We start from the raw sequence: 24,072 nt of genomic DNA on the forward strand, positions 1-24,072 counted from the left end.
ACTGTGCTTTACATATTATTTCTTTGGATGTTTTTTTCTCCATTCCGTTATATTCATCGGTTGATTATCAGGGCCGCATGTTCCATTGTACTCACATTCGTCAACGAAATATTCATCATAGTCTGCATTATCCCACCATTCTTTAAATTTAGGAAGATTAAAATAATTATTTTTCTGTAAAATTTCTCTGGAACTGCCTCCCAAAAAGAAGCGCAGTCTGCCCATCATTCTGGTCCCGTCATTATAAGAAGCATTATACTTATACTGTTCTGCAAAATAAGCCAGATTAGCCATTATTTTTACTTTTTCAGTTTCTGTTAAAACTTTTGATTCAGGATTATCATTGTTATCCAAATATTCTAAATAGGATTTAATATGATCAAGGATAAAACGGTTTTCGGATGAATCATTAGGTACATACAGTTTTTGAAATATTTTAAAAGTATTGGCGTGAAGCCTTACACTTTCATCACAGTCTTTTATCCAAAAGAGTTTGCCATAATCAGATGGATCATTTTTATCAAATACTGTTCTTTCAATAACCCATTTGAGAAGTTCAGGATCTTGAGTATATCCAAACGTTTTCACTAAGCTTTCCATGAAATACTGATCATTAAGAGTAAGCCATTTGTATTGTGCTTTGTTGTCATTAAAAAGATACAGATTTCGGGCAATTAATGTTTGTATATTCTTTTTTCTCTGTTCTTTCAGGTTTGTAATATCTTTCCATAAGTATTTCTTAACTTCATTTCCCGTTGCATCTTTATAATTTTTGGAACCAGAGTTTTCTTCCTGAGCGGTTTCAGCATATGTTTTCTGATAATCAATAATCGTTGGAAGAGGATAAAGATCCGTAATAAAATTCTGATTTTTAACGACGAATGTTCCATTATTCTCTGCATTATTTGGAATATAATTCAAAGCTTTATCACACTTATCAATAAAATTGATATAAAGAAATTTACTTGTTGAGTTTTTATCAATGATACGATTAAAAATCTGTTGTATTTTATTACTGAATTCTTCATTATTAATGATTTTGTAACCATTATCCAAAAGCAATTGATTGAGTATTGGAGCTGTTACTTCCAAATCTTTTTCAGAATACTGATATGGATTGTCAAAAGAAGGTTTTCCGTATTCTAATTGTTTTTTTAGCATCGCATTAACATCTTTATTAAATTGTAGACCCGCTGAGCTTTCGGTAACAGCAACAGTATTATTGCTGTTATCTTCTTTTTTATTCTGGCACGATACCAAAACTGAAGAAATAAAAAGCAGGCTCATTAAAATTCTATGTTTCATTTTCTCTTTTTGATTTTAAAGTTCTGATCCTTTTGCACCAGGATTCCCTTTATATTCCGGTAAGTTATAATCTGCATCTGTAATCTCATAATTGTTTGGAACCATGTACGCAAAATAGTCAGAAATATCATAAGCTACGCAATATAATTTCTGTGACTGATTTCCGCCCAATATAACAACTTTATTTCCTTTTTTACCCGCAACAAAACCAACATGCCCCCCTCCGGATCTAGTTTTTACAGCAATTGCTCCGTAAACAGGTTTCTTCAAGTCTTTACCTTCGGCCCAGGTTGCCCATTTTAATGCTCTTACGGCATCATATCCCTTATCAGTCGTCACCCCTTCATATCCGTAATGCTTCATAATCCAATTGACAAATGCTGCACACCACGCTATATCCTCTTCATTTTTTGTACCATTTTTCATTTGAGTTTCATAAGGTGTTCCATCAAAAAACTTCTGAATTTCTTTATTGGTTCCAGTTTCTACAAGGTTCTTAGCTTCTTCTTTCCAAACCAGCTCCATCCACGGAGCTCTACCTTCAAGATTTGGCATAGCTACGGCCTCTCCATCACATACTTTTTTATCATATTTAAACCATGTTTTTAATTTTCCTAAAGCTTTTTTACGGCCTTCCCATCCAATAGGAGGTTTTTCTAATCGGTCACCAGGAGAATAACCGTTCAAAATTTTTCCTTGTAAGAAAAAATACTTCTCCTCTTCATCCTCCATTAAAATTCCAAGCTCTGTAAGACTTTTCCCTAAACCTTTACTGAAATAGGTACGTTTCCATTCAAGGGTCTCTGTCAGTTCTTTGGAATAAGTTTTTTTAGGATCCAGATTCCATAAAGGGACTTTTTTGAAATTAAATATCCACCCGCCTACATCCACGGCATTGTGTAAATCTTTAGAAATAATATCTGCATTATCGCCAAGAAATTTATTCTCATCAGCATACTTGTCCCTCCCATAGTTTTTGTAGGGTCCTGGACTATTATAATATCCCGTTCCATCATCAATTCCTGTGATCTGGAGTATACCTCGTCCTTTATATGTACTCTGGCTGGATAAATATTTACTTTTTTCTTCTTTACTCTGCACAAAGAAGCCTGTTTCTTCTGAGACATTGGCTAAGAATGACATTTTCTGCATACAACGATTAATTCCATTGCTTGCAAACATAGCATTTACTTCTGCTGTTAAACTTTTAATGGTTTTATCAGTAATATCGCAACTTTCTTTTATCCCTTTCCAAATTTCAGTACCTCCAGTCATTGTTTTAATGAGGTCTTCCATTTCTTTCTCGGTAAATCCTCGGTTGCAATAACATGTTTTCTGCTTTCGAACCTCTGCCATTTCCACGATAACAGGTGTCACATCATTATCAATAACTTCCGGCGTTTCTTTTTGGGATACTTTCAGACAACCGCTTTCATAGAAAATAAACTGCTTTCTCAATTCTAACATTTCCTGTTGAGTAAATGCCGTTCCATCTTTCTTCTTTGCATAAATTCCCAGTTTTTCCATATCTTCTGTCCGAACCACATCTGCAGGTAGCGTACTATTAATTGTAAACTGGCTTTTTTCTATTTTCCAGACTTTCTTTTTGGGATCGGCAGGATCCTCAACCTGGCGGGAAACCTGTGCTATATAGTAATCGAAGTTTTTAGGTGGGTTTTTCCATTCTTCTTTTGGAGTGAAAGAAACTTCCAGTAGTCCGTCTTTCCCTACTTTTTCTTCGTTATAACTCTGTTTGCTTTCGTGGGTATACGTGATGTGATCTTTTTCATTCATCCCTTCTTTAGGAATCTCTTTCAGTACATCAATTTTAAGTGTTTCTTCCGTCATATTAACGGTATGTACCCAAAGTTTATGGGTTTTTCCATAGAAGGTCTGCATACGCTGAATATCCTTTCCATCCTCAGTGGAAAACATGATGGAAACGATCTTCTTTTCTGAAGTGATGACTAATTCTTCATTGGTATCCAACACTTCCAGATAGGTTGTGGTTCCGTCTACAACTACCGGACGAGTTCCCTGGATAGCAATAGCAGATGGCAAAACAATATCTGTAGATGAACCTGCCTGTAGTTCCACAGTAAATATTAAGCGGTAAGAAGGATTGGGATTTTCCGTTGTTTTTGGAATAGCCGCTTCCATTTTTTTCTTATAATCATCATTGGCGGTGATCATAAAGGAAGCTTTTCCTTCATTATTAAGGGTTACACTTTTTTCCTCCAGCATATATTTATCTTTCTCCTTATAGAAATCATCACCCTCTCCTTTTACCCAAACTTTCACTTTGAGAGTCTGATTCTGAAGACCGTCGATTTCTAAAAAGCCGTATGTTTCTTCTCCAAATCCCGTTTCGGTACGTTTAACGCCTGTTCCATAGGCCCAGAGTGCTCTTTTTACAGAAGGTTCGGATACTTTTATTTTGGCTTCAATCTTTTTGTTGTCGGTGTAATCTCCTGTTAAATAGGCTGAAATTGTATATTCACCCAACTCATTAAAGGTAAGTGTTCCATCTCCGTTATCGGTAACATTTTGGGGGACTTCTGTTTTTATGGCTTCATTTCCGGCAAGAGTGGCAATTCTTGCAGTGGTAGTATATTTTACTTTTGTTCCTTTGGGGATATTGCCCGCCGGAAGGGTAAATTTATCGATAACATTCTTAATGACTTCAAAATTAAAGCAATCGGAGCCTGAAAAAGCGGGTTGTTTTCCACTTCCTAATGGGTTAGCATAGGCTTCCAGGGTATATTTGCCAAAATATTGGCTGCTATTAAGACCAGCATCATTATAAAGTAATTCTGAAACTTTCTTATTGATAGTTCCAGTTCTGAATGATGGTGAACCTTCAAATGCAATGAGTCTGCCGGTTCCTTCTTTTTTAAGATACCAATGTACAGAAGTTCCTGACGGCATATAATTAACATTGAATTTGGAAGCTTTCACATTCAGTATATCGCTAAACCTCAGCAGGCCAGCAGTTCCTGTAACGCCCATTACTCCTAGAGAATTTTCTATTGTAACGGTGACAGATTCCGGTTTTGGATCAGTGGGATCTGTAAATGCTTCAATGGTATAGGTTCCTGCATTTTTAAAAATGAGGACTACTTTCCCGGCTACATTACTTACCTCAACAAGATGGGAAGCCGTTGCACCTGTAGAACTGTTATATAATACCGTTGTCCCCTGTTTCACCTTCCATTCAGCCTTTTTTGCAATAGGATTGAAAATGCTTCTGTTCAGAATTTTTAACTGGTCAGCACTTGAGGTAAGTTTTAGTTCTACGGAAAGTGGAAAAGGAATATTTACTAAAGTTGAGGTACCTGGAGCTACAATTTTTTTAACAAAGTCTTTAACAACTTCTATGATGATGGAGCAATTCTTATCGCCAGGTTTCTTTCCATATGCTTCAATATGGTATTTTCCTTCTTCAAGACCATCAAAGATCTTACTCATAGATTGGTTAAAAACACTTCCTAGACCAATGAAGGTTTTGATTTTATCTTTGGTTCCATCCCCTTTAAAGAGAGCCCAGATAATTTTCGTGGCATCTCCTTTGAATTGCGCAGTAAGAGAGAGATTATCCATTGCTACCGGACTCATCAACGAACTGAATAAGCCTCCTGCCATCTGAACATAATAATACGTTTCTGTTGGCTTAGCAACAGAGAAAGGAAATGTCATAGAAATAGAAGCAACAGACGTTGTAGAAGTGGAAGCAGAAGATGTAGACCATTGTGGAGAGGTGTTAGCGACTGAAAATTCATCAGCTTCTTTTACATCAATCTGTGAAACATTATTGGCCTGCCCGGTGGTAGCAAAGGCTATGGTTCCTGGAACTCCGTACCCTGGACAATTTCCTGTAGAAACATCCAACAGGATTTTCATGCTTTTGTTGAATTCTACATTTTCGTAATAGTCTTTGTATTTAATACTACATTTTCCTTTGCATGGATATGTTTTACCATCTGATCCTTTACAGTTCCCAAAACCGTTTCCACTTCCGAAGCTTTCTGCTTTATCATCCAGATAGGTAGCTACAGGCTTACTTTGAGCAAAGTATTTGTTTTTGCCTAATTTCTTCTTCTGGCTTTTCACTTCCATCGGAACGGCTGTTCCGCTAGAATTGTTAGTTACGGAACTGCTACAGTAGGCAGTGGCTCCTTCTATGATGATGTATCCTTTGTCCGCCATGTCATTTGTTCATAAGATTAAGTCATTGTGATCGTTTCCCGGTATACTGTTTTTTCTCCGTCGGATATTATAAATTCAGCTTTTTTACTGGAATACTGCTTTTTTCGGGAGTTGTATTCCATTTTAATCTGTAGTTGTATCTGATACTGTCCCAGTTGGTACAGGTATTTTTTATCTAATTCTTCTTTTATGGATTCAGGAGCTTTCATTTCGGAGACAAATAAGGCTTCAAAACCGTATTCTCTTTGTTCTGCACTGATGGTTCCCGGGCATTCTACATCTCCAATTCCTTTGATATTCCATACCATAGATTCATGAGTTTTCTCGCCATTGTCCACATAATAAGGGGCAAACAGCAATACATTCCAGAAGGGTTCTTTTAATTTGTTTTGATAGAAAAGATTTTCATCTTCTAAGGTTGCCAGATATTGGTTTCTGAATACTTCACTATTTTCATATTTTTCCTGAAGACCAGATGTTTTTTGTTTCCAGCTTTCGATATTTTTATGATGAGCTGCTGCTTTCAGAAAGTTACCTTTTCCATCTACTTTTATTTCCAGCGGATAAGAACTCTGCTCCAGAATGTGCAGAATTTCCATAAATTTATTCTCGGAAGGAAAAGCGTTTTCATCCACTTTTTCTATTGTCCAGGTTTTGGTATTTTCTCCAACTCCAGCTTCCTGTATGGTGATCCTGAACGAAGAATGAAATCCCTTCATTTCTCCAAATTGTACTTCGAGGAAGTTTTCTACCTGATAGGTATGAGTTCCCGATGGGTATTTCTGAAAAGGTTTAACTCTCGTTTCTACCATACTGATTGTTATTATTGTCGATTATCTGACCGTCTCCAATTAAAATCTAAAACTATTTTCTTACGTACTGAAAGGAAACTCCGTTGGGATTGTATAGTTTGCAACAGAAAACAAGTTGATATTTATAAAACTTGGGATCTAATTTTATTTTATCAATTTCCTGTACGATCTTCATCGATTTCTTTTGAACGGAATCTGCCGAAATCCCACAAAAATCTTTGCTGTACAGATATAATGTATATGTTGCCGTATCTTGTTTGATTTCTCTTTCGTATGCGGGTGTTCGTTCAATTTCCTGTACGTTATATTCTTTCTTTATTTTTTGTATTAATTCTTTATCTCCTAATGTTTTAATGGCAGGAGGTGTTGAAAAATAACTTAACCATGAAACGGCAAAAAAACTCATTACAAAATATAATACAACGCATACTGCGATTCCGCCGAGAAGCCACTTTACTGTTTTACTCATCATCCTTTATAGTTTTTCATATTCATTTTTTGCATACTCATGATAGGTCTGTTTATTCTTATAGATTTTTATAAACTGTTTATTATGTTTGGAACCGCTTCCTTTATAAAGATTTACTTTCATAGAGATTGTGGTGGCCGGCCCCAAACCATCTGAAGGTATCCGCTGAGAAACTGTTTCCGTACGGCTGAATGACAGGTTGATCGTTTCCAGATCTTCAAACCAATCCCATACATATCCTTCCAGTTTTGTATTGGCGTGGCCGTACTGATCATGGCCAGGGTTTTGTATCAATCCTGCAAACTGAACTCCTCCAATATAATCTCTGTCATTAAGGTTTTTGTACATCAGAACAGGGTCCCAACTAATGTCAAGCTGATAGGTTCTGTCCGGATAATTGGCAGAAAATCCTGAGTTATCAGCCGGTGACAGGTGTACTACCTTTTCTATGTTTAATTTTTTCTCTTTCAATACACTGATCACTCCTTCTGCAAAGGCACCGCCCATGCTATGGGAAACCAACATTATTCTTCGGGAGTCTTCAAAAACAGCCTTATAAAATTTTGACTGTTTGTTGCTGAATCTTGAGACAGCAAATTCTCTACCGTTAGCATATCTTTTATTTCCGCTACTGAAGGCTGTATCAGCTCCATTTAAAAAGTATACTTCAGAATCGTTTCCAAAATACTGAATTGCTTTTGATCTGAGAGTTGTTCCCCAATATCCTTCTAAAGATTTTCCGTCAGAAAAATTTAAGACATCTTTTTGCAGCCAGCTTACGTTCCAGTATCCATTTACAAAAATGATAATCGGAGGTAAGATTTTAAAGGAAACTTCTGCTTTTACATTGGGATCCGGTGCTTTAAAAAAGGCATATACCTTCAATTTTTTGATATTTCTATCTCTTGGAACGGTGTAAGATATTTTTTCTTCGCCCGTTACCTGTGAAGCATTGGCCAATGGGGTATCATCATATTGAATGGCCCATTTCAGACTTTTAAGCTCTGCTTTGGTTGGAGTTCTGCTATATTGGGTGGCTTTAAAGTAATAGCCAACTCCTTTTTTTATTATTTTAATTTCTTTTGTACATGCAAAATCTTCATAGCACTTTACGGCTTTTACCAGTAATGGCTGTGTTTCTTTTTTTCCTTGGTATTCATCAAACTTCTTTCCTCCTTTTTTCCCGTAAAAGGTATTTTCCTGGGGTGATTTAAAGTCCAGAGTACCTTTGGAAGCATCTTTCATGATGTGTTCCGCTTCCTTATAGGATTTTCCAAAAACATTTCTTACAATATTTCCGCCTTCGCCTGCCATGTTACTGCATTTTTACCTGTTTGCCACTATTGATAAGCACTTCCTTCGCACTTTCTACGTTGATCGCGTCTTTGGTACTGATATAGGATCCGGCTTCCATATTCTCTGTGATATTTTTGGCCATGGAACTCCTTCCTACTTCAGCGGTTTCAATGATATTGCTGGCTGTAAGGTTGTAATCGTCATTGGCTGTTTCTGTAATATCTTCTCCGGCCATAATGTTTACATTTCTCTGAGCAGAGGCAATGATATTTTTACCGGCATTGATCTGAACATTTTCACCGGCCGTAAAGGTTATATTCTTTGGTGCATTCACCGTGATATTTCCTTCTCCGTCCATGAGATAAGTATTTCCACTCGGGTCTTCAATAAATATGCTTCCTTCCTGATCATTAAAGATCACTTTGTTTCCACTTCTGGTCTGGATAGACTTAATATGGTTGTTGATGCTTCCTCCTAAAGCAACCTGACCATGAAACATCCCTCCCATGGCAAAAGGAAAATCAGGATGATGGTATTCAAAACCTACCATAACCTGGTCTCCAACTTCAGGAACGGCTACAAATCCCCTGTTCTGAGTAATCATGTCGGTTCCTCCCGCATCCGGGCTCATCATTCTGATAAAATGAGTCGTATCCGGTTTTTTCTGCCAGTCAAACTGTACCTGAATACGTCCCTGATTAAGTGGATCTGTATTTGAAATAACTGTAGCAACCTGTGGCTCAGCTTTAGGATATATAAAATCGGGTTTCGGCATAAATCCGGTTCCATCTGCAATAGCTTCAAAATTCCCTGTGTAATAGCCTCTCGCGTTCACTTCATGAGAAACTTCTGTAATGGTAATTTTGGTAAAGTAAGAGGTTTGATTGCTATCCGGTTTTCGCATTTCAATATCAGCAAGGCATCCAGGATATAAAAACGGAACTGTTGTTTTCCCTGAAACGGTGAAAACTTCTACTGCTGCGCTCCCTGCTGCACTTTTCTGAGAATCATTCACATCCATGAACATATTGGCATTGATGGGAACGGGAGAAAGGGAGCGGGTTTTAAAAATATTATTATTCAGTTCGTACGCTTTCGAAGAGATTTCTCCAATATGTCTGATGTTATTTCCGGAGCCTTCCATTTTCGTATGACTGCTGCTGTTGTATCCAAAAAATTCAGGATTGGTATGAACGGCATTCAATTCTACCTGAACATCGGTTGCATTGCTTCCGTATACAAGACGGATTGGTTTTTCGGAAGGAGGAAGTTTTCCAAAGTGAAGAACTTCTCCATCATAATAAAACTGTTCTCCATACGCTTCAGCGGTTCTTGCGAGATAGTTGTAATGCGTCTCGTTATATTGTGAACTATAATTGATATAGCTTTTATTCTGTGTTTCTACTCTGAAATCAAATTTCTCTGATCCGAGGGCTTCTTTAATTATTTTGTCAGCAATAATACTGGTATTCACAGCCTGATCTCCCCCAAAACTCTGCGTATGGGGAGCGGCATCCATCAAAATGGTAGGACTCTGCCCTTTGAGTACAATATTTCCCAGGCTCATTTTTTCCTGGCTAAAGGCTGCTTTGGTGATTACTCCTACAAAAGTTCTTTCGGGACTTTCACTTTCGTAATCTTTATATTTAAAAACAATAGTGATGCGCTTACCCAGAAACTGGCGTGCCTGTTCCAAAGTGTGGTTCTGAGCTTCTCCCAGAGAGTCATGAGCAAGGATCAGTTCAAAGTTGTGGTGGCGTCTTGCACTTTGCTGAAGACGGAAATGCTTGAAGTGTTTGATAATTTTACCTTCAATCACAATATCCAATTTCACTACACGGTTGATTCCCGGAATATGATTCTCAGAAATCTTATCGGAATTCGAAGCATTTTTATTCATAATAATATAAGGTGCTTTCTAATTTCTTAAAAAAATAAATAACTGCTTTTGAGCAAAAACTCTTGTTGTACAAAACCTATCTTTCGGAGGAATTGTACAAAATAAGTAAGGGGGAAAAGGCAGAAAAGTATCCTGAACGGAGTACAAATCTGCCTGATATTTAATTTCTGAATAGTATTATGAAGGCCATGCTCCGTCATAAGAAGAATTACCCAGGTCAATCTGCTCAGCACTTACGATAAAAGTAATATACATACTGTTTTCGTCTACTGCATCGAAATCTACCTCATGCTGAATCACATATCCGTTACTCCACTTAAGAGTCGTTAAGGTTCCTTCTTCATGAGATTTGTTGAACGTTACCTCACCTACTGTAGGTTTGTACTTTCCATTCAGAAGGCTTTCCAGAATGTCTGATTTTTCTGTAGCTTCTACTGTAATTTTGATAAGAGCGTTGGAAGGGTCGGATGCCACTCGCCCAGATACATCTGTAGATCTGGATACGCTGTAGTTTAACTTTAATAGCTTCTGTCCTTCTCCGTTGTTGAATTTTAAAATTCCTCTTGAATTTCTCTCTGCCATAATTTGTAAATTTTAATGATTAATAAGTTATGATTAAATGTTTTTCTATATCACCAAATATAGATGTATTTATAAATTGAAAATGAAATTTTATATTAAATTTAAAAAAGTGTCGTAATTCTACTACTAACACTTGTTAGGTAAAAACTAACACTATAAATCAACCACTTACAGGTTTAACAATTTTTTATCTTTATAATTCTATTTTAAAAATCCATTCAGTTTTTTTTATAAATGACTTATCTTTTAATACTCAGTATAATTGATCTGTGATTTTTTTATTCTGAGAAATGATTGCGGAGAATCTTGAAAAAAGAATACAACAAAAAGTTTTTCCATAATTGCAATACATTTCTTATTAAAAACAAAATTTATAAACAATTGAATTACAAAATATTGACCATTACAACAGCCATCAATACTGGATTTTTTGAAAAAACTTCTTCAAAAACTTGCGTGATATTACAAAATGTTATACTTTTGCATCACTTTAAAACAACGAAGTAATAAACAACAACATAATGGTTTCTTAGCTCAGTTGGTAGAGCAATGGATTGAAAATCCATGTGTCCCTGGTTCGATTCCTGGAGAAACCACTTTAAAACCTCTAATTTATTTAGAGGTTTTTTTGTTTTGTACTAAAAGCTTACTCTTTTCTTCATTTCATATCTTCTCTTTTTTAAATCTATAACATATAAATCCTACTACTGTCAAAATTAATGCCCAACCAAGTGAAAGCACAATCAATGTACCTGATGTGATTACCTGGACGCCTTTACCCGCTACATGCAAGTATTGTAGAATTACATAAGTATATGGAAAAACAACACTATAATAGCTAGATAATACCGAAAGAGCCGCTACCCATAATAAAAATCCAGAACCCACTGCTACCAGAAAGTTTCTATTAAGAATACTAATAATATACTGTACTATAACAACAGGCAACAGACACACAAAATATTTCAGATCATCAGAAAGAAAAAGAAGGACTCGATTTATCGAAAAAAAGGACATAGGAGTCCCTGTAATGAGGGCAGGTAAAAATCCTGACAGAATTACACCAATGGTAAATAATAAAATAAATTGAATCATCATGATAAGAATGATCAAAAGTTTCGAAAAATAAATAGTACTATAGCCTAGTGGTAAAGTGTGCCATTGCTTCCATGCATTATTTCTATATTCAAGCTGTGTCATCAATGCTGTAAACAATATAGCTCCAAGTGGCAGAAAAAAGATCGCCATAGATTCCCATGCACTAACCCATAGCTTATCCCAAAACAAAGGATCACTGTAGATGTTCTTTAACTGATCATACCTGATTAATCTTGCAGCAATGATAATGATGGGTGTAAAACACGCTCCTATTATAATAATTCGGGATGCAAGACTCCCTTTTCTTTTTAACCATTCGCTTTCTAAGGCGTGTATAAATATTCGATTCATGATATATTGTTTATAATGTCCATAAATGTTTGTTCAAAATTTTCTTTGTCGGCTACTATTTGATAAACCTCAATATCATTATTCACCAAAATTCTGTTGATTTCAGCAACATGAGTATTGCTAAGATGTCCTGAAATAACTTTTTGATCAATAATTTTGCTTGAAGAATCTAACCTTTTCAATATTTCCTGGGTTTTGATAGGATTAGAGGTCATAAAAGTGATTTGTTTTTGGGCTTTTTCCTGCATACGCTCAATAGAATCCTGAAATAACAGCTTCCCTTCGTGGATAATACCTACATCTGTCGCTACAAGTTCTATCTCTGAAAGTAGATGAGAGGATATAAAAATTGAAATTCCTTCCTGCCGGTTTAAGGAGAGAAATAAATCTCTTATTTCAATGATCCCATTAGGATCAAGCCCATTAGTTGGTTCATCCAGAATTAGTAATGAAGGTTCATGTACGAGTGACGAGGCAATTCCCAACCTTTGTTTCATACCCAGGGAGAATTTTCCTACAGGCTTTGAGCCCGTCTTTCCGAGGCCAGTAATTTCTAAAGCCCTTTGTAAGGATGAATGAGGTGACTGATAAATCTTATTCAATACCTCAAGATTTTCACTAGCGCTTAAATGAGCATAAAATGACGGATATTCAATCAGTGATCCGATTTTACGAAGCATCCGAATCCTATCTTTGTCTGGCTGCTCACCTAAAATCAGAATATCTCCTGACTGTTTTTCAAGAAGGCCTAGAAGAAGACGCATAGTAGTTGTCTTCCCCGCGCCGTTGGCACCGAGAAAGCCGTAAATGCTTTGTTCCGGAACCCGTAAGTTGGCTCCCGAGAGAACAGAGTCCGTTGTGGAATACCTGTAAGAAAGGTCTTTTGTTTCAATGCAGTACATACTTTTTTTTAACGCAAAAGTATATTGCTGTACAGTTGAAAACTACTTAAAACATGTTTTGAGTAGTTATTTTAAGTAAATTCCTTGGGTGTTTTTCCTGTCATTTTTTTAAAAACACGTTGAAAAGTGGCTAAGGAATTGAAACCTGCATCATAGGCCACAGCAGCAATTGTAAGATTACGCTCTCTGTAATCTTCCAGCAATCTTTTGGCTTCTTCAACACGATAGCTATTAATATAATCTCTAAAGTTTTTTTGCATCGTACTATTCAACACAGTAGAAATTGTTCTGGCAGGAATGTTGATTTCAGCAGCCAATGATTGTAAAGTAAGTTCAGGATCCAGATACAGTTTCTTTTCTTCAAAAGCTACTTTAAGCTTTGCAAGACAATCTTCAATAACAGAATTTGGCAGCAAATCTTCAGTTTTTATTTCAGTAGAAAATACAGGAATAGGAATTACAGGTTTAAAATAAGAGATCACCAGAACCCAGTAGCTTATTAAATAAACAATCATATCTGTTTTCAAAAACGGAAGTGTTAATGAAAATATTCCTGTCGTCAAAATGATTATATCGGCCACCACTGTATATGCCGCCAAATATAGAACTGAACGGGTAAGCAATGGAAATCTTATCCATTTTTTCAATCTTATCGTTATTAGCAATGGCAGAAACCAAACGATGGTAAAGATCCGAAAAACAGAAGTCCATAATACAGCCTCATTGGGATACTGCTTTACGATCAGAAAGAAAATCATCAAGGATATAACCGAATAAAATAAAAGAACTGAATTATATATACGTTTCCGTCCCGGGAGCCGGTATCTTATAAAATAAGTACTGATATATGCTATCAAGCAGCTCTCCGATATCGTCAGAAAAAGGTTAATGAAAACAGAATGATTACAACCGGTAGCCAGTCTATATTTAGTCATCCCAGCGAAAGTAAGCACTCCGAGAATCAAGGATAAAGACCGGATATTTCTTTTTTTGCGTAACTGTGTAAAGTAAATAAGAATAATCGTAAATACCGAAATAGTTATACACAATAGAAATAATTGTGGATTGTATTGCGTAAAAAACATAAAATACTGTATTTTAATTTTACTAACGTCAAAAAAAATTTGGCTTAAAGTTATTTATTTTAAACCATTCATTTATAATTTGCATTATATTCTAAGAATCAGAATATTTTTTCGTCCAAACAGAATTCTTTTTTATCTTTCAAGATCACATAATTCCTGAAGATCATAAAGCAAAGTAATAAACAACCTTCCCTATAAAAGGACAGATCTATTTTTAAAACAATATTTAAAGGGTATTTTTTGATAAAACAATCAAGTATTCAGCCAGTGTAAACATTCAGCAATCTGCATTTTACTGATAAAAACCTCAGCATTCACTTCCGGTTCCGGAGAAAGCCTCAATTCCACTTTCTGACTGGAATGTTTAATAATCTCTGTAACCGCTTCTTTGTTGATGATAAACTTACGGTTTATTTTAAAGAAAACAGTAGGGCTTAGCTTCTGAATAATATCTTTAATGGTATCATCATAAATATAAGTATGATGATCTTTAGTCGTTAGGAAAAGGTACTTTCCTGAGGCAAAAAAATAAGCCGTGTTGTGCTCGTCTATGGATTTAAGTTTGTTCCCTTCTCTTACCATGAAACGTTTCATCACATCGGAGTTGCCCTGTTGTAATGAGGAAATTGATTTTAAGGTAGGTTCCGGATCGAAGTTATTCCGTATTGAAATAAACTTTTGCAAAGCCTTATGCAAATCTTCTTCCTCAAAAGGCTTCAGAAGATAATCTATGGTAAAGTGTTTGAAAACCTGCATTGCATATTCATCGAAAGCGGTGATAAATATAATTGGAGTAAAAAGCTCTACGTGTTCAAAAATTTCAAGACTCATCCCATCTCCAAGATGAATATCCATAAAAAGGAGATCCGCCGATTGGGTTTCAAAGAAATCTATTGCCTGCTTTTTGGAGCGAAGTACCACTATCTCAGTAACGGGAACGATGGTCTGCTTATCCAAAAGATCTTTCAGATAGTTAACAGCCAGCAATTCGTCTTCTATAATGGCAATTCTCATAACGGTACAAAAGTACAAAAAAACCGCTAGAACGATCAAGCTCTAGCGGTTTCAAGGGTTGTTAATATAAATGTCTTATAAATTAGGATTATTTTTCTTTGCACTCATCGGGAATTCAATGGTATATCTTACATCGTTCTGTTGAAGAATATAATTCTGACCGTTCACCGTGTGCGTTATTTGTATCTGATTAGCTCTTCTTAAATCGAACCAACGCTGACCTTCCAATGCAAATTCTCTCACTCTTTCATCCAGAATAAAATTCATGAAATCTGCTGCATTCATTGGATTTACCTGATTTTGAATAGAAACATATCCATCCGACGTGTATCTGTTCTTTAAAACGGTAAGAAGTGTCTGTTTTGCTTCATCAAGTCTATTCAATTTTAATAAAGCTTCAGATTTTATAAAATACAGCTCAGATGTTCTGAAAGAGATTCTGAAATCTGAACTTCCGCCTTTGATTACTTTATATTTACTTCCATTCTTTTCAAAAGAAAGCCCAAATCGTTTATCTGTAGTGCTGTTAAATTTCGAAAGCAATTCTGTAGAAGCAAAAGATAAATTCTGCACAGAGCTGTTAAACGCATTATCCAATGCCAAAATAGATTCTACCGAAGCATAATGATTAGGTGCCGTACTTGTTGTATTCAGATTGCTGATGTCGCTTTTTATAGCTAGTGCCTGATCTGAGTAACTAACGGCTTTATTCCAATCTCCTTCATAAAGAGCTGTTCTCGCTTCAAGCGCCAGTAATGCTACTTTAGAAAATCTGTAATTAAGACCTGCAGCCTGCTTCTGCTCTACCATAAGTCCTTCTGCTTTGGCAATATCTGCATGAACCTGATTATAAACTTCCTGTACGGTAGAAGGTTTCAATACCTGTTCAAGATCAATATCAAGGGTAATCGGAACTCCTCTGTCTGTAGAAGCGGTAGCATTATTGTAAGGTTTTCCGTAAAGGTTTACCATATCAAAATACGTGTAGGCACGCAATGCATAAGCTTCTGCCAAAATCTGCTGTTTTTCTGGAGATTCCGGCATCGTTTTCGTTCCTTCGTTGATGATCTGATTCAGGTAAAATACCACCGAATAAAAACTCACCCATGGAAACTCAGTGGTTGCCTGGTCGGTATTGGAATCTTTCCACATCGCAATTTCTCGGTAAGAAACGAAATCACTTGTATTTTCGTCGATATTCAGCTCATCGGTACGAAGTGCCACAAGAGATCTGTGGGAAGGATATTTTGAATAGGCAGATGTAAGTACCTGTCTGTAATCTTCAACCGTTTTAGGAATTACTTTTCCTTCCGGCTGTATATCTAAAAATCTATCGCACCCGATGCTTGTAAAGCTGATGACAGCCAGTGCCACAAATGTTGTTATTTTTCTCATTTTTTTCAAGTTTTAAAAAGAAACATTAAATCCTACGGTAACAGACTTTGTAATAGGCTGTGCATAGATATTACCATATGTTTCTGGATCAAAATATCCTTTGTACCCATTGCTGAATACAAACAGGTTACGTCCTTCAACACTTAATCTCAATGCACTGATACCCATTGGAGCCGTGAATTCTTTAGGAAGTGTATATCCTAATCTGATGCTGCTGATTCTCACATAGCTGATTTCTTTCGCCCATACATCTAATAAGCTGTACGCATTGGAACGGTTACCAGTAAACCATTTATTAGCCATCCATCCATCTGGGTTAGCATCCATATCTGGACTTGTGATTCCAGGAAGGGTATTTCCTGCTTCGTATACATCTCTGGTATAGTTTCTGCCTCTATCAAACTCAGATCCACGGTAAGAAGGGGTTCTCATCACTGTCTGCTTCAGGTTGAATGTTGCAGAAATTGTAAGATCAAAGTTACGTACCTTAAATGTGTTGATAATACCTCCTGTGAACTTCGGATCTCTGTCACCAATATAGGTAAACATATTTCTCAATTCTGCATTGGAAAGTTTAGTATCTACAAGCTGTCCTGGAAGGAAGTCTGCATATACATCATATAACTTAAAGAAGTCTGCTGCAGATATTTTTTCGTTTCCTTTCCAGAATAATGGGTTTCCATGCTCATCCATTCCTGCAGTTTTTAAAGCAAAAACGGCATTTACCGGAAGACCTTCTCTTGAAGGAAGCAAAGCATTGTCACGAGGCTGCTCGCTCAATACTCTACTCTTGTTGTGAGCAAAGTTGATCGTGGTACTCCATTTGAAATTCTCTTTATCGATATTTCTTGTGGATAGAGCCAATTCAAAACCTTTGTTGGTTAAGCTTCCCCAGTTCATCATCGTATATTCGAAACCGGTTTCAAGCGGAGTTTCTTTCATACTGATCATATCTGTTCCTTTTCTGCTGTAGATATCAGCGGTAAGGTTGATACGGTTTTTGAACATTCCCAAATCGATACCAAAGTTGACGTTCGTTGTTTTTTCCCAACGAAGTTTGTCGTTTGGAGGACTGATTACGTTGATGATACTTTCTTTTGTTCCCGGAAGGATGGTAGCGTCACTGTATTCTCCGATAAAGAATGGTGACGTGTTACGGTCGATATTCCCCTGAAGACCATATGAAGCTCTCAATCTAAGGTTGGAAACAGCTTCTACATTCTTCATGAAATTCTCTCTGGATACCAACCATGAACCTGAAACAGCCCAAATCGGAAGATATTTATACTTTTTGTTAACTCCGAACAGGTTGGTTCCGTCATATCTTACACTTCCGAAGAAGGTATATTTCTGATCATAAGTATAAGAAGCCGTAGCAAACATCGAAGCATACGCATTCTCTACAGGTGGCATTTCACGGTATGTTTCGTACTTTCTCTCTGCTGCAAAACTTGAGGTTGGAAACACAATTGCCGTTGCTCTTCTTGTTGTAGGATCGTATCCAAAAGCTCTTGTGATCGTTGTATTATCTTCTGTCTTACGGATTTCTGTTCCTGCCATCAAATCTATTTCATGTACGGAATTGATCTTCGTACTGTACATCCCCTGTAGCTTCCAGTTGTATTGGAAGAAATCGTTGCTCCAGTTCTGCTTTATAGCACCATCGGGTAAGAAATAATGGTACCCTCCGTCTTTATAGTAACGGGTTCCTTCTCTCATCTTTCTGGTAAAGTAGGTATTCTGAGCCGCATATTTTTCCGTTGCATTGGTATCATACTGAATCCCCAACTGCGAAGTAAATCTAAGGCTTTTAGATGCTTTATATTCTAAATCCAAGATGGCTTTTAGGGAATGGTTTTTCAGATTATACCTTGTATTTTCTCTTTCTTCAAGGAAATTGAAAGGAATATATCGGTCATCAAAACCATCAATATCTCTGTCATATCTGTAGCTTCCGTCTGCATTATAAGGAGTCAGATAAGGGTTGGCATTTCTCGAATAATTAACAGGGCTGATATTGGCATCGGCATCTGTAATGAATGAATCTCTCTCACTTTGAGTTCCGAAAACGGAGATCCCAGCATTTAACTTATCGCTTAGCTTATAATTGTTCTTCAGGGTAAGGTTATAACGTTTAAAACCTGTACCAATGGTTGTTCCCTCTTCATCATAATATCCAAGTGAGAAATAGTAATCGGAACGATCGCTACCTCCTGAAATACTTACTCCATACTGCTTATTGATTGCATTTCTATACAAGAGCTTACCCCAATCTGTATTGCTGTTTCTTAGGCCATCAATTTGTTGACGCGTCAAAAGGCTGATTGCATCCAAACCTCCAGTTCTGAAAGCATCCAGCTGGTTGTTTTTCATCAGAATTCTCATCACTTCGCCTTTATCATCACGGTAAGTAAGATCTGCACGTTTAGCAAGCATTAGTTCCAGGTCTACTTTTTCGGAGGCATTCAGAAGGTTCAGTTTTCCAAAATCCGGACGGGAAGTAATGAAGGTATCTGCTGAAAAGTTCATTTTCATGGTTCCTTTCTTCCCTTTTTTCGTTGTGATGGAAATTACCCCGTTTGCTGCTCTAGCTCCATAGATTGCTGTTGCTGCAGCATCCTTTAAGATGGTAATATCTTCAATATCATTAGGGTTCAGTCCTGCGATAGAGAAGTTCTGAAGCTGGTCGATATTATCTTTATCTGTAAAATTAGGGACATCATTCCCTTCTAAAGGAAGTCCGTCAATTACCCATAGCGGATCCTGAGGACCGGAAAGTGAAGCCGTACCTCTGATTCTGATCTTTGCAGGGCTTCCCGGCGCTCCTGTTTCTGGAGTAACCGCTACCCCAGCAATCTGTCCTGCCAACATCTGATCGATACTTGCTACCCCTGCCTGGTTAATGTTATCCATCTTAACCGTAGAAACTGCTGAGGTCTGCTTACGTTTTTCAATCTTCTGATATCCAGTAATAATTACTTCCTGGATTTTATTTTTATCAGTAACTTCAGGAACTAATCGTATTGTATAATTGGTCTGCCCTTCATTAATCTGAATGGTTCTTGATTCATATCCCGGGTAGCTTACCAATACCGATTTGGTATCTGCCGGTATTTCAAGGATGAATTTTCCGTCCTTATCGGTCACTGTACCTACTGATACACTTTCAATAACTCCTTCTAATTCGGTTTTTGTAGAAACAGACTGTGTTTCTATCTTTATAGATGCACCGGTAATGATGTGAGACGAGTTCCCGTCTTCAATTCTTCCGGTGATGGTTTTCTTTTGCTGGGCTAACGCTATGTTGGCAGCTAAAAGAGGTAAAAGTATTAGAGTTTTTTTCATAGCGGATTATTTATTTAAAGCCTCTTCAATGCGAATAATTAAGTCTGTGTAATGAGCTCTGGAAGCATCATCTCCCTTGTATCTGGTTCTGTTCAGCAGGTCCAGTACTTTCTGTAGTTCCGCTCTCTTATAAGTGGTTACTTCAGACACTCTTTTCATGGATGAATAATTGATATTTCTGATTTCTCTTTCTTCTCCGTGGAAGTTACAGATGAGCGGCATATTTAGGGTATTATCTACTTTCAAGCCTTTCACTGCTGTTTTTTCGAACAGTTTATTCACAGAAACGATAAGGGCATCCACATAGTTCTTCTGGGTCATCCTTTCAAGAATAGTCAGGGTTCCTTTTTTATTGAAAATAGCGCCTCTTACCTGGTCAAAAAGGTTTTCTACCGTATATATCTTCTCTTTTGACCCTGAAACTTCGTGCTTTAATTCATTTTCAAGTAACCTAAGCAATCTGTCATCCATAAACAGGGAATAGATATTGGCATACTGCATTCCTCTGGCTAATGTATATGGAGTCTGCTCAAATGGACCCATTGGAGAGTTTTTAACAGGATAAGTTTTTTCTGAAATCGGATTAAAGAATAACCATTCCGGAAGATTAATTGCATTTTTAACCAGATAATCTACCGCTCTTTTCTGAGTGTCAGCAGATACCGCCTCATACGCTTTCTTTTTGTTTCCGAAATTGGTATTATTCAGGTAAATCCCTCCTACATTCGCCATCACATGACCTGTATACAAATCCCATTGACCAATTACTCCCAGATATAACTTTCCTGCATCTGTATAATCTTTACCGTCTTCATAGGTCCATTTTAAAAGATTATCTACCACTATTTTCAGATTTTTCAATCCATATTCGCTGGCTTTCATCGCATCGTCACCCAGATCTTCAGACTGTGAGCGTGGATCAATAGTCTCCAAAGAGCTTTGCTGCTCACCATAGAAATACAAAGGATCATCCTCATGTTTTTCTATTAAATTTCTAAGGGCTTTCTTCTCTGAAAACTCATCAGGATACCAACGATAACCCCACTCTATAGCATATTTATCATAAATTCCGATTTTAGGAGTAATTGCGGTAACTCCGTCTTCGGGCTGAGCCACGTAATTGTAACGGGCGTAATCCATAATAGAAGGAGCTGTACCTCCCATCTTATCGGTAAACTCTTTTGAACGAAGCGATTCTACAGGGAATGCGAAAGAAGATCCCATGTTATGCTTCAATCCGAAAGTATGTCCTACTTCATGAGATGACACGAATCTGATCGCCTCTCCCATGTATTCATCGCTGAATTTATTTCCTCTTGCTCTTGGATCTATTGGCCCAATCTGAATTCTCATCCATTCCTGAAGAGAAGTCATTACATTATGCCACCAGATAATATCGGCTTCAATAATTTCTCCACTTCTAGGGTCTACGACGGAAGGTCCCATTGCATTCGATTTAGGAGAAGCCGCATAGGTAATCACAGAATACCTTACATCATCAATATCGAAGTCTTCATCTTTCTCATCCGGCATTTTTGCAATCACCGCATTTTTAAAACCAGCCTGTTCGAAGGCAGCCTGCCAGTCATATACCCCAGCAATTATTTTCTCACGCCATTGTTTTGGAGTGGAAGGGTCTATATAATAAACAATCTGCTTCTTCGGCTCTACTAATTCTCCTCTCAGATATTTTTCTTTGTCTTCGTCTTTCGGCTCCAGATTCCATCTAGTAATGAAGAATTTTTCGTCCATCTTCTGCTGACGGTCGTTAAACGCCCAGTGTTTTTCACTGAAGAAACCTACTCTCGCATCAGAAAGTCTTGGTTTCATAGGTGTTTTGGACAATAGCACAAGGTTGGTTGTCACTCCAAGTGTTACAGGCAAGTCTACTCCACCTTCGTTCACAGAAGTAGTAAGCTGGGACTTTACCACAAGATTCTGAGGGAAAGTTTTTACGCCTTCAATGTAAGAAAGGTTTGATTTTACTGAACCTCCCAAGCCAACATTGGCAAGAACATCATTAAAGCTTTTCTGATTTCCGTCGAAAACCTTGTTCACTTTAATTGCTACCGCCGTAGAATCACTGTTTTGAGCTTCAATATCAAAAACTTCAATCACAGATTCTGAAAAGTTATCTTTTACAGATTTTGTGATCGCATCATTTTTAGGAGATGACACTTTTACGTCTGAGGTTTTCACCCAAACTTTTTTGGCTACATTATCGCGGTGAAAAGAAATGATCTTGTTTTCATAGTTCATTCCTTTGTTCAGCCCCGCCTCATTTACCTGCATCGGTACCTGAGACAGTTTATTGACTACCAAAAACTGGCGACCCATCAAACTGTCCGGAATCTCAAAATAAAGATCTGTTTTTACCTGAATGGTATTAAAAAGTCCCTTTTTATAAGTTCCTTTTTTAATCAGGTCTTCAATCTTTTTGGTTTTCTTTGATGATGAAACCTCAGTCTTATCAGCTTTGTCTTTGTTGACTTTTACAGTATCCTTTTTCTGAGCCATCGCCATAGGTGAGGCTACGGCCAGTCCTAAATACAGTGCCAGCCTGTAATTCTTCATTAAAATAGTCCGATTCATTCCAAATAGTAAATATCTTAGTTTCAGCCAGCAAAGCTATAGGTATAGTGAATTATTATATAATATTAGGGAGTGAGAGGCTAGTTTTCGGGAGTGAATGGATTTTTATTTTCACGTTAATAATGGCAAAAAACATACATAATATTCACCATCTACAGATATATTTAGAGAATTAATCCTAAAATATTCATAAATTTGATTCAAATATTCAATTCCAAACTTTTCACCCTGTACTGATTCCGTTTTTGGCTGTAAGGTATTTTTTACGGTAATTCCGTTTTCATCCACAATAATGATAATTTCCAAAGGCTGATCTATCGTTGCAATATTGTGCTTTATAGCATTTTCCGTAACAATTTGAAGAGACAGGTAAGGAATTCTTTTTTCTAAACTTTTCTCATCATTGATGATCAGTTGAAAGTTGATCTCTTCATCAAAACGACTTTTCAAAAGATCCATATACTTCTGAATAAAACTGATCTCCTGCGATACCGGGACAATATTTTCCTTTGGCGGTACAATAAGATATCGGTAAATCTTAGAAAGATTCATCGTAAACTTCTGTGCATTCTCCTTATTGATGCCAATTAACATATAAAGAGAGTTCAAGGAGTTGAAAAGGAAGTGCGGATTGATATTGTTTTTAAGCTGCTGAAGCTGGGTAATCACTTCGGCTTTATGCATTTTTTCATTCTCAATCAATAACAAATTTTTCTCAGACTGAATCTTTTCCTTTTCCCTGTATGCAATATTTGCAGATCTCTGAAACAGAATAAAAACAGCTACAATCAGAAGCAGTGCTGCCAGAAAGATAAACGTTGTATAGGCTTTTACTTTATACACATTCTCATCGATAATAAAATTAACGTGGTTTACCACTGTATATCCTTCAAAGTTATCAGTCTTCAAAGGTTTTATAAAACGGGTAACTTCTACTCCTAAATATTCGGAAATTGCTGTACTTTGCGTATAGCCTGCTTTTAATGCACTACATAAGGTATCTTTTGGTTTGATATCGGTAAATTCAAAAACATTCTTTCCCAGGTATTTTTTTTCAGGATGGGTAATGCACACTCCTTCTTTGGTAAAAACATAGGCATAAGTATTGGACGTTTTATCTACATTGATGAAATACTGGTGCAGATCATCCAAACTCACTGTAGAACCGTAATAAAGCATATTTTTATCGGGCATAGCCAGAGAATCATAGCTCATCCAGTACATACTGTCTTTCCGGGTAATCAGAAAATCTTTAAAATGCCCGGATCCATTGTTTTTTAAAGTAATGGCTTTTTCTGTATTTCCGGATTTTTTGAAAATATCAGACAACGGACTGTTGCTTTCCGATTTCCCAGTCTTGCTGTTATCGTAGTAATACCAGCTGTAGGGCAGTAGATTTCGTTTTTTATTCAGTTCATTTAAAACAGAAGAATAGTCTTTATAGTTTTTCAGACCATCTTTTTGAATCAGAGCACGAAGCAAATATTGGTAATCTTCAATGTTTCTGAATTCATTTTCTATAGATTCATATTTTCGAAAAAAGGTTCTTTTGGCAAAATCTTCTGTATTTTTTCTACTGTCGCGGGTGATTAAAAAACTCAAAACAGCAAATGCTACCACGGCAATTAAGCAGGCAGATAAAGCGGCAATATAAATGGATTTTTGAGATAAGGTATGTTTAAAATTAATATTCAATTCTTCTAAATTATGATTCCTTCTA

The 24,072-nt window shown here is 36.8% G+C and carries 16 protein-coding genes and 1 tRNA gene; 2 read left to right on the plus strand and 15 right to left on the minus strand.

Translation table 11 applies throughout. The annotated features are described in order from the left end of the window. Positions 1–15: 15 nt before the first annotated feature. From ACL9RH_RS11745 to tssD, 7 genes are all read right to left on the minus strand, one after another. The gene (locus ACL9RH_RS11745) at positions 16–1,305 is read right to left on the minus strand and encodes a hypothetical protein (protein ID WP_422693551.1); all 1,290 of its coding nucleotides are present in this window, start codon (positions 1,303–1,305) and stop codon (positions 16–18) included. Positions 1,306–1,320: 15 nt separating this feature from the next. Continuing rightward, complete coding sequence (locus ACL9RH_RS11750) at positions 1,321–5,511, minus strand: TIGR02594 family protein (RefSeq protein WP_422693552.1); 4,191 nt, start codon at positions 5,509–5,511, stop codon at positions 1,321–1,323. Positions 5,512–5,528: 17 nt separating this feature from the next. Then, entirely contained in the window at positions 5,529–6,323 is a 795-nt protein-coding gene (locus tag ACL9RH_RS11755) for a hypothetical protein (RefSeq protein ID WP_422693553.1), read from the minus strand. Between the two features lie 52 nt (positions 6,324–6,375). Further along, the gene (locus tag ACL9RH_RS11760) at positions 6,376–6,795 is read right to left on the minus strand and encodes a hypothetical protein (protein WP_422693554.1); all 420 of its coding nucleotides are present in this window, start codon (positions 6,793–6,795) and stop codon (positions 6,376–6,378) included. A 3-nt stretch (positions 6,796–6,798) separates the two neighbouring features. Continuing rightward, positions 6,799–8,106: a hypothetical protein gene (locus tag ACL9RH_RS11765; RefSeq protein WP_422693555.1), complete on the minus strand. Its 1,308-nt coding sequence runs from the start codon at positions 8,104–8,106 to the stop codon at positions 6,799–6,801. 1 nt (position 8,107) lies between these two features. After that, entirely contained in the window at positions 8,108–9,988 is a 1,881-nt protein-coding gene (locus ACL9RH_RS11770) for a type VI secretion system Vgr family protein (RefSeq protein ID WP_422693556.1), read from the minus strand. Between the two features lie 177 nt (positions 9,989–10,165). Further along, positions 10,166–10,570 carry a type VI secretion system tube protein TssD gene (gene tssD, locus ACL9RH_RS11775; RefSeq protein WP_422693557.1) on the minus strand — a complete coding sequence of 135 codons (405 nt, stop codon included), beginning with the start codon at positions 10,568–10,570 and terminating at the stop codon, positions 10,166–10,168. 523 nt (positions 10,571–11,093) lie between these two features. Here tssD and ACL9RH_RS11780 point away from each other — a divergent pair. Beyond that, a tRNA-Phe gene (locus ACL9RH_RS11780) sits at positions 11,094–11,166 on the plus strand. Positions 11,167–11,233: 67 nt separating this feature from the next. Here the strand turns inward: ACL9RH_RS11780 and ACL9RH_RS11785 are convergent. The 3 genes from ACL9RH_RS11785 to ACL9RH_RS11795 form a co-directional block, all read right to left on the minus strand. Further along, positions 11,234–12,019: an ABC transporter permease gene (locus ACL9RH_RS11785; RefSeq protein ID WP_422693558.1), complete on the minus strand. Its 786-nt coding sequence runs from the start codon at positions 12,017–12,019 to the stop codon at positions 11,234–11,236. Then, positions 12,016–12,921: an ATP-binding cassette domain-containing protein gene (locus ACL9RH_RS11790; RefSeq protein WP_422693559.1), complete on the minus strand. Its 906-nt coding sequence runs from the start codon at positions 12,919–12,921 to the stop codon at positions 12,016–12,018. Before ACL9RH_RS11790 ends, ACL9RH_RS11785 begins: the two co-directional genes overlap by 4 nt. A gap of 71 nt (positions 12,922–12,992) precedes the next feature. After that, positions 12,993–13,436 carry a helix-turn-helix domain-containing protein gene (locus tag ACL9RH_RS11795; protein WP_422693560.1) on the minus strand — a complete coding sequence of 148 codons (444 nt, stop codon included), beginning with the start codon at positions 13,434–13,436 and terminating at the stop codon, positions 12,993–12,995. Between the two features lie 49 nt (positions 13,437–13,485). On the opposite strand from ACL9RH_RS11795, the gene ACL9RH_RS11800 reads away from it, so the two are divergent. After that, positions 13,486–13,698, plus strand: a complete 213-nt coding sequence (locus ACL9RH_RS11800; protein ID WP_422693561.1) for a hypothetical protein — start codon at positions 13,486–13,488, stop codon at positions 13,696–13,698. 560 nt (positions 13,699–14,258) lie between these two features. Here ACL9RH_RS11800 and ACL9RH_RS11805 read toward each other — a convergent pair. The 5 genes from ACL9RH_RS11805 to ACL9RH_RS11825 all read right to left on the minus strand — a co-directional run bounded on the left by ACL9RH_RS11805 (position 14,259) and on the right by ACL9RH_RS11825 (position 24,047). Next, the gene (locus ACL9RH_RS11805) at positions 14,259–15,020 is read right to left on the minus strand and encodes a LytR/AlgR family response regulator transcription factor (RefSeq protein WP_422693562.1); all 762 of its coding nucleotides are present in this window, start codon (positions 15,018–15,020) and stop codon (positions 14,259–14,261) included. Between the two features lie 75 nt (positions 15,021–15,095). Further along, positions 15,096–16,415: a RagB/SusD family nutrient uptake outer membrane protein gene (locus ACL9RH_RS11810; RefSeq protein WP_422693563.1), complete on the minus strand. Its 1,320-nt coding sequence runs from the start codon at positions 16,413–16,415 to the stop codon at positions 15,096–15,098. Positions 16,416–16,427: 12 nt separating this feature from the next. Next, entirely contained in the window at positions 16,428–19,760 is a 3,333-nt protein-coding gene (locus tag ACL9RH_RS11815) for a SusC/RagA family TonB-linked outer membrane protein (protein WP_422693564.1), read from the minus strand. A gap of 6 nt (positions 19,761–19,766) precedes the next feature. Further along, the gene (locus ACL9RH_RS11820; RefSeq protein ID WP_422693565.1) at positions 19,767–22,352 is read right to left on the minus strand and encodes a zinc-dependent metalloprotease; all 2,586 of its coding nucleotides are present in this window, start codon (positions 22,350–22,352) and stop codon (positions 19,767–19,769) included. Between the two features lie 111 nt (positions 22,353–22,463). After that, a complete protein-coding gene (locus tag ACL9RH_RS11825; RefSeq protein ID WP_422693566.1) occupies positions 22,464–24,047 on the minus strand; it encodes a histidine kinase in 1,584 nt (527 codons plus the stop codon). Between the last annotated feature and the right edge of the window lie 25 nt (positions 24,048–24,072).

The organism is Chryseobacterium sp. Mn2064 (assembly GCF_049319685.1).
GTDB lineage: Bacteria > Bacteroidota > Bacteroidia > Flavobacteriales > Weeksellaceae > Chryseobacterium.